The 12,587-nt window shown below is 43.0% G+C and carries 16 protein-coding genes; 11 read left to right on the top strand and 5 right to left on the bottom strand.

Translation table 11 applies throughout. The features are described 5' to 3' along the window. Positions 1-83: 83 nt before the first annotated feature. Both ACWJJS_RS09970 and ACWJJS_RS09975 read right to left on the bottom strand, forming a co-directional pair. Complete coding sequence (locus tag ACWJJS_RS09970; protein WP_164672386.1) at positions 84-230, bottom strand: hypothetical protein; 147 nt, start codon at positions 228-230, stop codon at positions 84-86. Positions 231-398: 168 nt separating this feature from the next. After that, positions 399-2,816: a peptidase G2 autoproteolytic cleavage domain-containing protein gene (locus tag ACWJJS_RS09975; protein ID WP_416406352.1), complete on the bottom strand. Its 2,418-nt coding sequence runs from the start codon at positions 2,814-2,816 to the stop codon at positions 399-401. A 378-nt stretch (positions 2,817-3,194) separates the two neighbouring features. On the opposite strand from ACWJJS_RS09975, the gene ACWJJS_RS09980 reads away from it, so the two are divergent. From ACWJJS_RS09980 to ACWJJS_RS09995, 4 genes are all read left to right on the top strand, one after another. Beyond that, positions 3,195-3,629 (top strand): dUTP diphosphatase, encoded by a 435-nt coding sequence (locus ACWJJS_RS09980; protein ID WP_003154017.1) that lies wholly within the window; start codon positions 3,195-3,197, stop codon positions 3,627-3,629. Between the two features lie 276 nt (positions 3,630-3,905). Next, positions 3,906-4,727, top strand: coding sequence for a poly-gamma-glutamate hydrolase family protein (locus ACWJJS_RS09985; protein WP_094246900.1), 822 nt, complete (start codon positions 3,906-3,908; stop codon positions 4,725-4,727). A 108-nt stretch (positions 4,728-4,835) separates the two neighbouring features. After that, entirely contained in the window at positions 4,836-4,985 is a 150-nt protein-coding gene (locus tag ACWJJS_RS09990) for a hypothetical protein (protein ID WP_003154013.1), read from the top strand. Next, positions 4,972-5,802 carry a prohibitin family protein gene (locus tag ACWJJS_RS09995; RefSeq protein ID WP_003154011.1) on the top strand — a complete coding sequence of 277 codons (831 nt, stop codon included), beginning with the start codon at positions 4,972-4,974 and terminating at the stop codon, positions 5,800-5,802. The genes ACWJJS_RS09990 and ACWJJS_RS09995 overlap by 14 nt, the downstream gene beginning before the upstream one ends. Before the next feature lie 27 nt (positions 5,803-5,829). On the opposite strand, the gene ACWJJS_RS10000 is transcribed toward ACWJJS_RS09995, so the two are convergent. Continuing rightward, positions 5,830-6,279 carry a YndM family protein gene (locus ACWJJS_RS10000; RefSeq protein WP_454023527.1) on the bottom strand — a complete coding sequence of 150 codons (450 nt, stop codon included), beginning with the start codon at positions 6,277-6,279 and terminating at the stop codon, positions 5,830-5,832. A 141-nt stretch (positions 6,280-6,420) separates the two neighbouring features. On the opposite strand from ACWJJS_RS10000, the gene ACWJJS_RS10005 reads away from it, so the two are divergent. Beyond that, positions 6,421-6,849, top strand: a complete 429-nt coding sequence (locus ACWJJS_RS10005) for a hypothetical protein (protein WP_070081879.1) — start codon at positions 6,421-6,423, stop codon at positions 6,847-6,849. A gap of 339 nt (positions 6,850-7,188) precedes the next feature. On the opposite strand, the gene lexA is transcribed toward ACWJJS_RS10005, so the two are convergent. Beyond that, positions 7,189-7,809 carry a transcriptional repressor LexA gene (gene lexA, locus ACWJJS_RS10010; protein ID WP_003154004.1) on the bottom strand — a complete coding sequence of 207 codons (621 nt, stop codon included), beginning with the start codon at positions 7,807-7,809 and terminating at the stop codon, positions 7,189-7,191. A gap of 156 nt (positions 7,810-7,965) precedes the next feature. On the opposite strand from lexA, the gene yneA reads away from it, so the two are divergent. The 6 genes from yneA to ACWJJS_RS10040 all read left to right on the top strand — a co-directional run bounded on the left by yneA (position 7,966) and on the right by ACWJJS_RS10040 (position 12,317). Beyond that, entirely contained in the window at positions 7,966-8,277 is a 312-nt protein-coding gene (gene yneA, locus ACWJJS_RS10015; protein ID WP_003154001.1) for a cell division suppressor protein YneA, read from the top strand. A gap of 15 nt (positions 8,278-8,292) precedes the next feature. Then, positions 8,293-8,943, top strand: coding sequence for a YneB family resolvase-like protein (locus ACWJJS_RS10020; protein WP_454023528.1), 651 nt, complete (start codon positions 8,293-8,295; stop codon positions 8,941-8,943). Between the two features lie 68 nt (positions 8,944-9,011). Further along, positions 9,012-9,245, top strand: coding sequence for a DUF896 domain-containing protein (locus ACWJJS_RS10025; RefSeq protein WP_003153997.1), 234 nt, complete (start codon positions 9,012-9,014; stop codon positions 9,243-9,245). Between the two features lie 166 nt (positions 9,246-9,411). Continuing rightward, positions 9,412-11,415: a transketolase gene (tkt, locus tag ACWJJS_RS10030; protein WP_007611727.1), complete on the top strand. Its 2,004-nt coding sequence runs from the start codon at positions 9,412-9,414 to the stop codon at positions 11,413-11,415. 151 nt (positions 11,416-11,566) lie between these two features. After that, positions 11,567-12,013, top strand: a complete 447-nt coding sequence (gene sirA / locus ACWJJS_RS10035) for a sporulation inhibitor of replication protein SirA (protein WP_069013573.1) — start codon at positions 11,567-11,569, stop codon at positions 12,011-12,013. 85 nt (positions 12,014-12,098) lie between these two features. After that, positions 12,099-12,317, top strand: coding sequence for a YneF family protein (locus tag ACWJJS_RS10040; RefSeq protein WP_003153994.1), 219 nt, complete (start codon positions 12,099-12,101; stop codon positions 12,315-12,317). A gap of 73 nt (positions 12,318-12,390) precedes the next feature. On the opposite strand, the gene ACWJJS_RS10045 is transcribed toward ACWJJS_RS10040, so the two are convergent. After that, positions 12,391-12,564, bottom strand: a complete 174-nt coding sequence (locus tag ACWJJS_RS10045) for an aspartyl-phosphate phosphatase Spo0E family protein (RefSeq protein WP_012117647.1) — start codon at positions 12,562-12,564, stop codon at positions 12,391-12,393. Between the last annotated feature and the right edge of the window lie 23 nt (positions 12,565-12,587).

Raw genomic sequence — 12,587 nt, forward strand, 5'->3', positions numbered from 1 at the left:
TTGGGTGAAAAAAGCCCGGAGAAACGCCATAATAAGAAAAACACCCGGGGTTTACCGGGTGTAAAAAGTGTTGATATGTCAAGTCAGCAGCATTTTTTACATTTTTTGCATTTTCTTTTATAAACAACGATGTAATCATAATCAAGATGCTTTTTATCTTGTTTCTTCTTTTGTTTAGGCTGCTTTGGCTGGTGATCATAATGTCCGTTCATACCCATATCCATATCCATACTCATATTCCTCCTTTTTTCATCTGACGGTAGTATTCTATGACAGAAAGCATGGATGGCTTGGACAAATGAAACGGTATGCTGAAAAAGAGGCATCTCATTCGGTATAAAAAACAGGATCATACCCGCCCGATAGAAAAGAGAGGAGATGATCCTGATATTGAGACCCTATTTGATAACCGCAATTGCAATGCCGTACCCTTTTTCAGCACTGTATAAGGCCGTCAGTTTCAATACCTTCCAGCCTTCCGCGGCTTTAGTCCCGATTCCGTTATGAGCCGTGATATAATCTCCCGGGCTGACCGTACTGTCGACCCGTACGTAATGCCGGCCGTTGAGTCCGACAATATGCCATTCGTCTCTGGCCGCGCGTGCTTCATAGTCAGCTTCAAGAGCCGGACTGCAGTCCGGGTTTTGTTTCGGTACGCGTACCGTTTCTCCTGTTTCTTCGTCAGTCACATTTTCGTATATGAAACCGCCGAACTCATTTGTCAAAAAGCGGCTTTGCCATCCGAAGCTTGCGGCTCCTGAGATAAAAGCGGCTGTTTCTGAAATGACGCCGAGCATATAATCTCCGACGTGAGCCGGTTCAATTTTTTCGCCTTTCACTGTGACGATCGTCCCGGCGGGAATCGTCTGGCCGGTTACACTTTCAAAATATTCTCCGTACCCTGACAGGGAAGAGGTGACAGCTCCGGCGAACGTACCGTGGCCGCCCGCTGAATCCAGTTTCCATTTGATGGACTGATGTCCTCCGGCAACCGTGTATGGTTCTTCCAATGTAATGCTTTCTGATGACAGAATCGTTCTGGAGACTTTGCCGCCTGTAATATGGACATTGTTTGAAGCGGCGATAAATGCCCTTGAACCTTCAGAACTTGAACCTCCGGAAGAGCTGATGATCGCATTTCTGTCACCCCTGGCCGTAATATCGCCTGTTCCCGCAATAACGGCGCTTGTCGGGTTGAATGCAAAACCGGAGCTGGTCGCGAGCTGTGCGCCTCCCTTTAAATTGACAGGGATCTGCTCATAAGTCTGTCCTTTTATAGATGCGGCCGCGCTGTAACCTTCCGCTTGCACCCCGAGAATGACAGCCTGACTGTTAGGGGACGTAATTCCGACGGAACCGCCGTCTCCGATCATTGTACCGTTCATAATATTTACGTTATATTGGCCTCCGCCGATTGAGATGCCTTTAGGAGAAGACTTGTATATATCAAAATTTAAAATTTTAACATAATCGGTTTTATTAGATCCGCCGGATATATTGATGTCAACCCCGGCTTGTGTAAAGCCGCGTATTTTAATGCCGTTGATCGTAATATTTTGACTGCGGTATTGAAGAGCCACGACTGGATTCCCGCCATAGTCGTATGAGGGATCACCAATAGCTGTGAATCCGTTTACATTAACGTTTTTATAGGCAGAGATGACCAGCGCCCTCGGGGTCACACCGTCATAGAGAGCATTGAATACCGGTTCAATCGCGGTGCAATCGGTTAAAGTAACATCATAAGCCGTCGTGCTTTCGGGATCTGAGGCCTGATGATGGCCGATATGACGAATATCAAATGAACGTACATCACGATACGAAACATGACCGATAATATGAACATTTTGAGAAGCCGGCCACAGGCTGTGCGCCTTTACCTCAATCCCGCGGATATTTCCGCTCGTATAGTTATTTAAAAGCCACACATGTTTAGAGCCGTCGTCAATTTCAATGCCGTTCGAGTTTGCGCTGCCCTCAGCATGCTCTGTGCCGCGGGGGTTTCCGGAATGGCAGTTGGAAATGAAAATATATTCGCTGTAATGGGTGGTAATGCCGTCGTCTCCGGCGCCGTATGCCACACAGTTATCAATCCATATATAACGGCAGCCGTCTTTCGTCCATTCTGTTTCAGGCAAATGATCGTAAGTCGGAGATGTAATATCTATACCATGCAGACCCGCGTTAACCGTTTCAACATTCTTAATCCAGCCGTATTGCACATTAGCAAACGTTAAACAGCTGGAAAACTGTCCTCCGGGGTTCCTGACTCCGCATTGACGATCAGGATTCCAGTCTAAAGTCATGTTCTGGACAAAAATATTACGGTTTCCATTTTCGTAATCATCGTTAGTAATGACCCATTCGTATGCGGGAGTGTCCTCATGAAGCTTAAGCACGGTAATCCCTTGTCCCTCACCGGAAATAGTAGTCCATGAGGGGAGTTTTATCCCTTGAACCAAAAATTCTCCTGCGGGAACATTTACTTTGACCCGGCCGTTCCCGATCGCTTTCCGAAAGGCTTCTGTATTGTCCCGGCCGTCAGGGACCGCTCCGTAATCCTCCACATTCACTTCCCGGGTGATTTTATTCATAAGCATTTCGTATTCTGTATCAAGCCGTTCTTTTAAAAGTGAGGTGACCATTCCTTCCGCCGTCACCCGGGCATCTGCGATCTCAAGATTATCATCCGTTGCGGAATGCTTAATAAAATTCTGCATCCTTGCTTTGAGATGCTCCAATTCAGAGGGCTGTGCAGGGCGAGACTGCAGTGGGGCGTTTAAAGACGGATCAGGAAAGTTTTTAAATTGAACCATTCTAAAGACACCTCTTTCTTTTGATATAAGCGCCTGAGGCAGGGGACAGAAAAGAATCGCGCGCCCTTTAAGCGCTTATTCTTCAAATTCTTTATTCAGAACGAAATTCCTTTTGAAACCAAGGTGAAATTTTAAAAAAGCTCTGTTGAAAGAAGGATATAAAGCTTTGCATTATTGTAATTGAAGCTGTCATGTGAAAATGGAGGGAAAAACTGATAGGAGGGGTCCTCATTTTAGGTTTATTCTCATTGTCTTCGCCGTGCTTCCTCTTCGGCTGCATATACACCAAAATCAGCATTCTTATCAGTTAAATGGTATAATGGGGCACGGATTGGTCATCAATACGACTGAAATAGGGAAGCAAAAGGAGCAGCGAACATGACTTTACAAATCAAAATTAAATATTCAGATGATACGCAAACGAGAATCAGTAAAATTGAACAGGGCGATTGGATTGACCTGCGGGCAGCTGAAGATATAACAATCAAAAAAGGTGAATTCAAACTTATCCCGCTTGGAGTTGCGATGGAACTGCCGGAAGGATACGAGGCGCATGTCGTTCCGCGTTCAAGTACATATAAGCATTTCGGTATCATTCAGACAAATTCAATGGGAGTCATTGATGAATCATATAAAGGCGACAATGACTTCTGGTTTTTTCCTGCATTCGCTCTTCGGGATACCGACATTTCCAAGGGGGAGCGGATCTGCCAATTCAGAATCATGAAGAAAATGCCTGAAGTGGAGCTGATCGAAGTAGACAAGCTCGGAAACAATGACCGGGGCGGACTGGGATCAACAGGCACGAAATAAAACGAAAAAAAGACTGCTTAACAGCAGTCTTTTTTTTATGGAAACAACAGTTACATTCAATTTGTTTCGGGGATTCTTAAATTGGGAAATCAAACAAAACTAAGGAGAAGGGTTTCATTTTTATCATTTAAGCTTTCCGTCTCTTTGAACAGAAAGACTTTCTTAGGTTAAAGGATAGAGGTTGTTTTGATGTTTTTATTCTTCAAGATGAACGGAGGTTTTGTCCAACGTATATAATATTGTGACAAAAGTGTAAACAAAAGAAAGGATGATGTTATGGAAAAAAGGGTTAGAAGAGTAGACCGTAAAGCAGCTGGCAAAGAGGCAGAGCAGAAGAAACCGTCCAAAGTCACCCTGTTCTGCCGTTCGCTTCAAAGGCTGAAGCATTTGTATTGTAACATAAACATACAAATGCCATCAATAACCAAAAAAGGAATTTTAGTTTTAATTTTACCGTTTTTGCTTCTGCCGTTCTTTCGGGCTGATGCCGCTTCAGATATTTACGGCAGTTTCGAGGAATTAAAGCTGAATGAAGATCCTTCCGATTTTTCCATTTCAACGCGGGAGCATGACCCTTCTGTCCTCATATTAGCTATACACGGCGGAGGCATAGAGCCGGGGACCAGTGAGTTAGCCAGAGAAATTGCCGAAAACCGGAGTTTATATTTATTTGAAGGGTTAAAATCAGCCGGTAATGCGGCTCTGCATTTGACAAGTTCGCATTTCGATGAACCTAAGGCCGTGCAAATGGTGAAAGAGCACTCTAATGTCATTTCATTGCACGGTTACGGCAGTGATGATAAAAAGATAAAAATCGGCGGTACAGACAGAGAACGGGCCGAACTTTTGACCGATGTGCTGAAACGGCACGGGTATCCAGCCGTTCTTCTTGGCACAAATGATAAATATGCAGGCGTCAGTCCGAACAACCTTGCCAATCAATCTTCATCCGGATTGAGTATCCAAATCGAAATGAGCACCGGCTTCAGAACATCACTATTTGACACTTTTACGCTGAAAAGCAGAGCATCCACACAAAATAAGACCTTTTATCAATTCACAAAAACGATTTCTGATTTTATCAGTGACAATTATTAATAAGCACGCCTATTTTGTCGGCGGGGCTTTTTCTTTTGAAATTTATGAAACTTTAAGTTCTTAAGATCGTATACATAATTGACAGGATGAAAGAAAAGAGGTGGGCAAATGAAAGTGATGATCGGGTCTATCATTCTTCTTGTCATCATCGGATTCGGTTTATGGCTGATGCTTAGTCCAATCTTTAAACAAGTGGGAAGCGGAGCCAAAAAATTAAAAAAGTCATGGGAGGAAGAAGATCAGCATGAGCGAAAATAAGCGCGGAAACACAAAAAAAATTCTCGGCGGTGTGATTATAGGTGCAGCCCTTTTAATTGCGGGCGTCACAGCGTCACTATTCATTGAAAAAATACCGAACGGTTATGTCGGGGTTGTATACTCACCGAATGGCGGGGTAAAATCCGACACATTGGACCAAGGCTGGCACTTAGTCGGATTATTTAATAAAGTGACGGAATACCCGGTGCGTATGCAGACAGTGAATAATGAAAATATAAAAGTGGCAACCTCTGACGGTAAAAATATTGAAATGGATATCGCTTACAACTATGTCGTGCAGCCTGATAAAGTAGTCGATCTGTTTAACAAATTCGGGGCGGTAGATGTGGAAACGATCGAAAATACATATTTAAAAACAAGGCTGTGGGATGCGGCGCGAAAATCAATCAGCAAATACTCGGTTATTGACACATACGGGCAAAAATCTGCAGAAGCCGCTGCCGATGTTCAAAAGAGATTTGCTGATGATATGAAGAGTCTTGGATTTTTAATTGATGATCTGACGCTTGGCGTACCAAAGCCGGATAAAGCCACACAGGAAGCCATCGATGCAAGGGTGAAGTCTTCACAGGAACTTGAACGGACACAAACTGAAATTAAAATAGCCGAAGCCGAAGCGAAAAAGAAAAAAATTGAAGCGGAAGGGATCGCTGACTATAACGAAATCATTAAGAAATCAATGTCCGATGAAATGATCAAATATAAATGGATTGAAAAATGGGACGGAAAAACGCCGAAAGCGACAGGCACAGACTCACTGCTGCAGCTGCCGCTGGACGATCAGAAGCAAAAATAAAAAGAGAAGGAGGCGATTGCCTCCTTTTTATGTTTTTTCCTGAGGGTCTTTTTCCGGCACTAATTCTTCAGACGCCTCGGTTTGATAGCTCCATAGCGTGCTATCCGTCTCTGTTGTGTCCTGGTAATCTTCGGGAAGTACATATTGCTGCAAATACCGGTGAAAAAATGCCTCAAAAACAGAAATGCAAAGTGCAGAGATAACCGATGCCGCGGCAGGAGAGACATTAAACCCGCCAATGTTCATCAGGAATATCCATAATATAATGAATGAAATTCCGAAATCAGCTGCAACGGCTGTGAAATTGCTTGTTCTCGGCAGAATCATGCAATCACCCGCAAAATAAGTGATTAAACTTAAGATCACTGTAATAAACAGAACGTTTAAAAAGGTTACTTGGTACATAAGATCCAGAACAATGTACAGTAAAGCAAGTGTGAGCGCAGTTTTAGAAGCGAAAGCAATTACGTGTCTCATTTGAACCACCTTCGTTATTTCGTTTAGTCTTCATTGTAAGCAATCCGCAAATTTTTAAACTGGTATATAGTGGTTATAAAGTAAAATGTGAATAGACATCACAGGATGCACAAGTTAAAATATGTAAAAAGGGGGATGCAAATGAAAAAATATTGGATATGTATTGCTGTTTTTTTATTATGTTTTAGCGGAATACACTCAGCTAAAGCGGCTACCACTGAATTCGGATCAAAAACAAGCTTCACTTTGGAGGGAAACGCAAAAGAGTTTCATATTGAAAATCCGGGGACTGTAGCTGCCGACGATTATTTTTTAGGCTATAAGTTCACCATAATGAACAACTCTTCGTGCGGTTTAAGCATGAAACTCCAGCGGATGGCGCTGAACGGAAATTTTTATACATTAAGTTCTAAAAACTACAGCGGCAGCTGGCTAAACCTCAGTGCCCAGGATAAAAAATCAATTGATCCGTATCACAAATACAGGATTCTGGTTGAAAGTTCTTCAAACGTCTGTGGTCCCGTCTATATTAAAGGGTTTTACGGTGTAGAATATTATCATTTTGATTGAAAATAGATACTCGCTAAAGGCAGCGGGTTTTTTTATATTTATATTTAACTTATTGCACTATGTACTAAATATTCATAGATGAATTTTTGACGTACCCGCCCAAAGAAAAGATAAACAAAAGCAAATTCATCACGCACAAATATACAAAGTTGAAAAATGGACGAAAAGTTTCTTGAGGGAAACATTATTAGTTGACTTCAAAAGTGTGATGTCGGATAATAAGAATGTAAGTTTTTCCTCCTTAGCAGGTTCGTTTCTTAAGCCAGGGCGAATCTGCTTTTTTTATGCAAAAAAACCCCTTACAGAGGGGTTTTTTACGATAAATGAAGTTTAATAGAATTAATGGACGGCTCTGAATACGCCGATCACTTTCCCCAAAATGCTTACGTTTTGCAGGATAATCGGCTCCATCGTCGGATTTTCCGGCTGCAGCCGCACATAATTGTCTTCTTTATAGAAGCGCTTAACCGTCGCTTCATCATCTTCGGTCATAGCTACGACGATTTCTCCGTTATTGGCCGTGTTCTGCTGTTTGACAATGACGTAATCTTTGTCAAAAATGCCGGCGTCAATCATACTTTCTCCCATGATTTCTAACATAAAGACATGTTCGCCCGGAGGAACCATCCGGTCAGGAAGCGGGAAATACTCGTCGATATTTTCAACAGCCGTAATCGGAATACCCGCCGTCACTTTCCCGATGACCGGAACGTTTACGACCTGGCTTTTCGGAATATGGACTTCTTCTTCATCCAATACCTCAATCGCCCTCGGTTTAGTAGGGTCCCGTCTGATCAGGCCTTTTGTCTCCAGCCGCGCCAAATGGCCGTGCACGGTTGAACTGGAAGCCAGTCCTACTGCTTCTCCTATCTCTCTTACAGAAGGCGGATATCCTTTCGTTTTTACCTCTTCTTTAATAAAACGCAGGATATCAAGCTGCCTTTTTGATAGCTTCGTCATATTTCGCACCTCAAAACGTCGATTTTAAGTAGATTATAGCATGATTTTCCTGACAGTACAAACATAGGTTCGAAAAAAACGATTGACAGAAACATTTGTTCGTATATACTGAAAGATATAAAAAGCGAACAAACATTCTTATCGGAGGTTATTTACATGGCGAAAGAATCTATCATATTTGTCGGGCTGTTTACTGCGATTTTAAGTGCCGCTATTTTACTTGTCTCATGTGCGGGAAATGATCAGTCCCTCAGCCAATATGTTAAAATAAAGGTTCAGGACGGCGATACACTCTGGTCACTTGCGGATCATGTAGCAGAAAAGAAACACATTAATAAAGAAGATTTCATTGAGTGGGTGACGGAGAATAATCATCTCCAAACTGCTGATATAAAGCCCGGAGACGAACTTATTCTTCCGGTTAAGAAGAAGCATCCGGCCGTATATCAGCTGGCCATTGTCAATTAGAGAGGAAAGAGAGAAATGAAGGCGCTCATTTATGCCCGCGTAAGCACAAACAAAGAACAGCAGCAAACGTCATTAAAAAGACAGGAAGAAGAGCTCAGTGAGATCGCTGCTGCAAACGGCATGGAAGTCGTGAAAGTCATTTCTGAGAAAGCCAGCGGTTATGAAATGGACCGCGACGGAGTATTTGAAATGCTTGATGAAATTAAAAAATCACATATTGACGCGATATTGGTGCAGGACGAAACGAGATTGGGAAGAGGAAACGCCAAGATTGCGCTTTTGCATTGTATTTACAGGGAGAACGTAAAGATATATACGACGGCTCATAAAGGTGAACTGGAGCTTTCCGAAGCTGATTCGATGGTACTTGAAATCGTCAGTATTGTTGAGGAATATCAAAGGAAAATTCACAATATGAAAATCCGGCGGGGAATGAAAAGAGCCGTGAAAAACGGCTACAAACCTGAACGGAATCTGAAAAACAGACATGAAAACAGCGGAAAAGAAAAAAAAGAGGTTCCGGTTTCGGAAATTATCAGGCTGAGAGCCAACAAGCTTACCTTTGCAGAAATCGCAGCGACCCTAAGAGGATTCGGCTATGACGTGTCCAAAGCCACGGTTCACCGGCGGTTTCAGGAATATAACGCAGACACAGAAGGCAGCTGACGCGCATCAGTTGTAAAAAAGACTGCGTTTTAGTAGTATATAATCAACACGCACCAAAGGAGCTTATTATGATTTCTAAAGAAAAAATCGCAAGAATTAACGAATTGGCTCAAAAAGCTAAATCAAACACGATAACGGATGAGGAAAAAGCTGAACAGCAAAAGCTTCGCCAGGAGTATTTGAAAGGATTCCGCTCCTCAATGAAAAATACGTTAAAGAGCGTAAAAGTGATTGATCCGGAAGGCAACGATGTCACCCCTGAAAAATTAAAAAGAGAACAACAGAAAAATAATCTTCACTAAACAGAAAGAATACGGCAATACGTATTCTTTTTTCGTATATACTAATATCAGGATGTGCTTTACGACAATTTTCAACAAGTTTATCTCAAATTTAAGCTGAAAGAGTTGAGAAAAAGTCAGCATCGCTTTATGATGAAAAGGTACAACAATAAGGAAGGGGATTATAATGGATACAATTGAAAAGAAATCAGTTGCCACCATTCGTACACTATCTATAGACGCAATTGAAAAAGCGAATTCCGGACATCCGGGCATGCCGATGGGAGCCGCTCCGATGGCATACACGCTGTGGACGAAATTTATGAATGTAAATCCGCAGAATCCGGGCTGGTTTAACCGCGACCGCTTTGTTTTATCAGCAGGCCACGGTTCAATGCTTTTATACAGCATGCTGCATTTAAGCGGATATGACCTCAGCATTGAAGACTTGAAACAGTTCCGTCAATGGGGAAGCAAAACACCGGGACATCCGGAGTTCGGGCATACAGCCGGAGTAGACGCAACGACCGGGCCGCTTGGACAGGGGATTGCAATGGCAGTGGGAATGGCAATTGCAGAACGCCATCTGGCTGAGACATATAACCGTGATTCATTCAATGTAGTTGATCATTATACATACAGTATTTGCGGAGACGGCGATTTAATGGAAGGCATTTCTTCCGAAGCCGCTTCTCTTGCAGGCCATCTTGAATTAGGCCGCCTGATCGTATTATACGATTCTAATGACATTTCCTTAGACGGCGATTTAGACCGTTCTTTCTCTGAAAATGTAAAGCAGCGTTTTGAAGCAATGAACTGGGAAGTTCTTTATGTTGAGGACGGAAACAACATCGCTGAATTGACGGCTGCAATTGAAAAAGCGCGCCAGAATGATAAAAAACCGACTTTGATTGAAGTGAAAACCACGATCGGTTTCGGTTCTCCAAACCGCGCGGGCACATCCGGCGTTCACGGCGCTCCGTTAGGACTAGAAGAGAGCAAGCTGACAAAAGAAGCGTATGCTTGGACGTTTGAAGAAGATTTTTATGTTCCGGAAGAAGTATACGGGCATTTCAATCAAGCTGTAAAAGAAGCCGGCTCGAAAAAAGAACAGGAATGGAATGAACTGTTCGCGGCTTATAAAGAAAAATATCCTGAGCTTGCTGAACAGCTGTCACTCGGCATGAAAGGCGAGCTTCCTAAAGACTGGGATCAGGAAGTTCCCGTTTATGAAAAAGGCAGCAGCCTTGCTTCCCGCGCATCTTCAGGTGAGGTGCTGAACGGGATCGCCAAGAAAATTCCTTTCTTTGTCGGGGGATCTGCTGACCTTGCGGGTTCAAATAAAACGACAATCAAAAATGGAGGAGACTTCACGGCCAAAGACTACGCCGGGAAAAACTTCTGGTTCGGTGTCCGTGAATTTGCGATGGGCGCTGCATTAAACGGAATGGCGCTTCACGGCGGCCTCCGCGTATTCGGCGGCACATTCTTTGTATTCTCTGATTATTTAAGACCTGCCATTCGTCTGGCATCATTGATGGGACTCCCTGTCACTTATGTATTCACGCATGACAGTATTGCCGTAGGAGAAGACGGGCCGACTCACGAACCGATTGAGCAGCTTGCTTCTTTACGCGCACTTCCTAACCTTTCTGTGATCAGACCTGCTGACGGAAATGAAACCGCAGCTGCATGGAAGGTTGCCGTTCAAAGCCAAGATCATCCGACAGCTCTTGTATTGACACGCCAAAACCTGCCGACGATTGATCAGCAGGCTGAAGAAGCGTATGCAGGCGTGGAAAAAGGGGCTTATATCGTTTCCAAAGCCCAAACGGAATCACCGGCCGCTCTTCTTTTAGCGACAGGTTCTGAAGTCGGACTTGCGATCGAAGCTCAAGCGAAACTGGCTGAAGAAAACATTCACGTATCTGTAGTCAGCATGCCGAGCTGGGACCGCTTTGAAAAACAATCGGCCGAGTACAAAAACAGCGTGCTTCCTCCGAATGTGACGAAACGTCTTGCGATCGAAATGGGTTCAAGCTTCGGATGGGGCAAATTTACCGGTCTTGAAGGAGACGTTCTCGCAATTGACCGTTTCGGTGCTTCAGCTCCGGGAGAAACAATTATGAAAGAATACGGGTTTACTGCAGAAAACGTAGTTGACCGGGTGAAAAAACTTCTAAACAAATAACGAGACAAAAGAGGATGAGTCAAATCATCCTCTTTTTCCTGTTTATGCGACAAAAATAGAAGGGGCGGCGTAACAGTAATAGACAATTCTTTCTTTTCTCCTTTTGTATAATAGAAAGCAATAACGAAGCGCTGTAGAAGGGGATGAGGAAATGGAACGTCATTACTATACGCACCTGATAAAGGATGAGTTTGCGAACCACTACTTCGGGCGGGAAACGGCTATGTTTGAGTTGTTTCGAGACTATCATTGGACAGATCTGACACCCCAGGAATATCAAATGACAGAAAAGCAAGTTCAATATATAACGGAACCGATTCCGGTGATACATATGCATCAGCATCTCCAGCTGCATTTAAACCGAATGAGTTACAGCCGTTTGGATTCCATTTACCGGCTTACACTGCCCGGAGAAAAGGGCCGCGCCACCTTCATGATGAAAGACAGTTTAATTGAGATTGCGGCTTCGGGAGATTATGAGGCGGAAACGATTTTCTTTGAGATTCTGCGTAAAATCAGCCCCTGTTTTCTTGCAATGGATTTCAAGACACGGCGTTACGGGTGGTTAAATCCGGTCAGAGAAAGAAATTTTGTCTAAAAACGAGGAAAAAGAGATGTAAATGTTGTATAATAGCCTTTGGTTTAGTACACTTTAAACTAGACAACATGAAGGAGGAAATAAAATGACTTTATGGGTTGGCATCCTAGTGGGCGTTGTCGCATTGCTCATAGGTGTTGCACTCGGGTTTTTTATTGCTCGTAAATATATGATGAGCTATTTGAAAAAGAATCCGCCTATTAATGAACAAATGTTACGCATGATGATGATGCAAATGGGAATGAAACCTTCTCAAAAGAAAATTAATCAAATGATGAAAGCCATGAATAATCAAGCGAAATAATACGTACAGATTATGATATAGAGATACATGGTTATAAAAATAAAAAACCCGGAGAGGGTTTTTTATTTTGGCGTCATGTTTCACCCCAACTGCCGGTGTGCAGTTCTTTTTGGTATTGTATGAGAAGGTGGTCAAGCTCCTGGCTGAGTTCTATCGTAATGTTTGATGTCATTCCGTTTGTCATGACGATTTTAAGCAGCTCTGCCCGTTTTTTTTCAATTTCATTTAATAGATGCTCTCTAATCACAGGGATATATCCTTTCATACATA

The sequence above is a fragment of the Bacillus sp. JK106 genome (assembly GCF_053663355.1).

What these genes read in the sequence shown, in the direction of transcription:
- ACWJJS_RS09970 (WP_164672386.1), bottom strand. Translation starts at nt 230, where the DNA reads ATGGATATGGATATGGGTATGAACGGACATTATGATCACCAGCCAAAG.
- ACWJJS_RS09975 (WP_416406352.1), bottom strand. Translation starts at nt 2,816, where the DNA reads ATGGTTCAATTTAAAAACTTTCCTGATCCGTCTTTAAACGCCCCACTG.
- ACWJJS_RS09980 (WP_003154017.1), top strand. Translation starts at nt 3,195, where the DNA reads ATGACTTTACAAATCAAAATTAAATATTCAGATGATACGCAAACGAGA.
- ACWJJS_RS09985 (WP_094246900.1), top strand. Translation starts at nt 3,906, where the DNA reads ATGGAAAAAAGGGTTAGAAGAGTAGACCGTAAAGCAGCTGGCAAAGAG.
- ACWJJS_RS09990 (WP_003154013.1), top strand. Translation starts at nt 4,836, where the DNA reads ATGAAAGTGATGATCGGGTCTATCATTCTTCTTGTCATCATCGGATTC.
- ACWJJS_RS09995 (WP_003154011.1), top strand. Translation starts at nt 4,972, where the DNA reads ATGAGCGAAAATAAGCGCGGAAACACAAAAAAAATTCTCGGCGGTGTG.
- ACWJJS_RS10000 (WP_454023527.1), bottom strand. Translation starts at nt 6,279, where the DNA reads ATGAGACACGTAATTGCTTTCGCTTCTAAAACTGCGCTCACACTTGCT.
- ACWJJS_RS10005 (WP_070081879.1), top strand. Translation starts at nt 6,421, where the DNA reads ATGAAAAAATATTGGATATGTATTGCTGTTTTTTTATTATGTTTTAGC.
- lexA (WP_003154004.1), bottom strand. Translation starts at nt 7,809, where the DNA reads ATGACGAAGCTATCAAAAAGGCAGCTTGATATCCTGCGTTTTATTAAA.
- yneA (WP_003154001.1), top strand. Translation starts at nt 7,966, where the DNA reads ATGGCGAAAGAATCTATCATATTTGTCGGGCTGTTTACTGCGATTTTA.
- ACWJJS_RS10020 (WP_454023528.1), top strand. Translation starts at nt 8,293, where the DNA reads ATGAAGGCGCTCATTTATGCCCGCGTAAGCACAAACAAAGAACAGCAG.
- ACWJJS_RS10025 (WP_003153997.1), top strand. Translation starts at nt 9,012, where the DNA reads ATGATTTCTAAAGAAAAAATCGCAAGAATTAACGAATTGGCTCAAAAA.
- tkt (WP_007611727.1), top strand. Translation starts at nt 9,412, where the DNA reads ATGGATACAATTGAAAAGAAATCAGTTGCCACCATTCGTACACTATCT.
- sirA (WP_069013573.1), top strand. Translation starts at nt 11,567, where the DNA reads ATGGAACGTCATTACTATACGCACCTGATAAAGGATGAGTTTGCGAAC.
- ACWJJS_RS10040 (WP_003153994.1), top strand. Translation starts at nt 12,099, where the DNA reads ATGACTTTATGGGTTGGCATCCTAGTGGGCGTTGTCGCATTGCTCATA.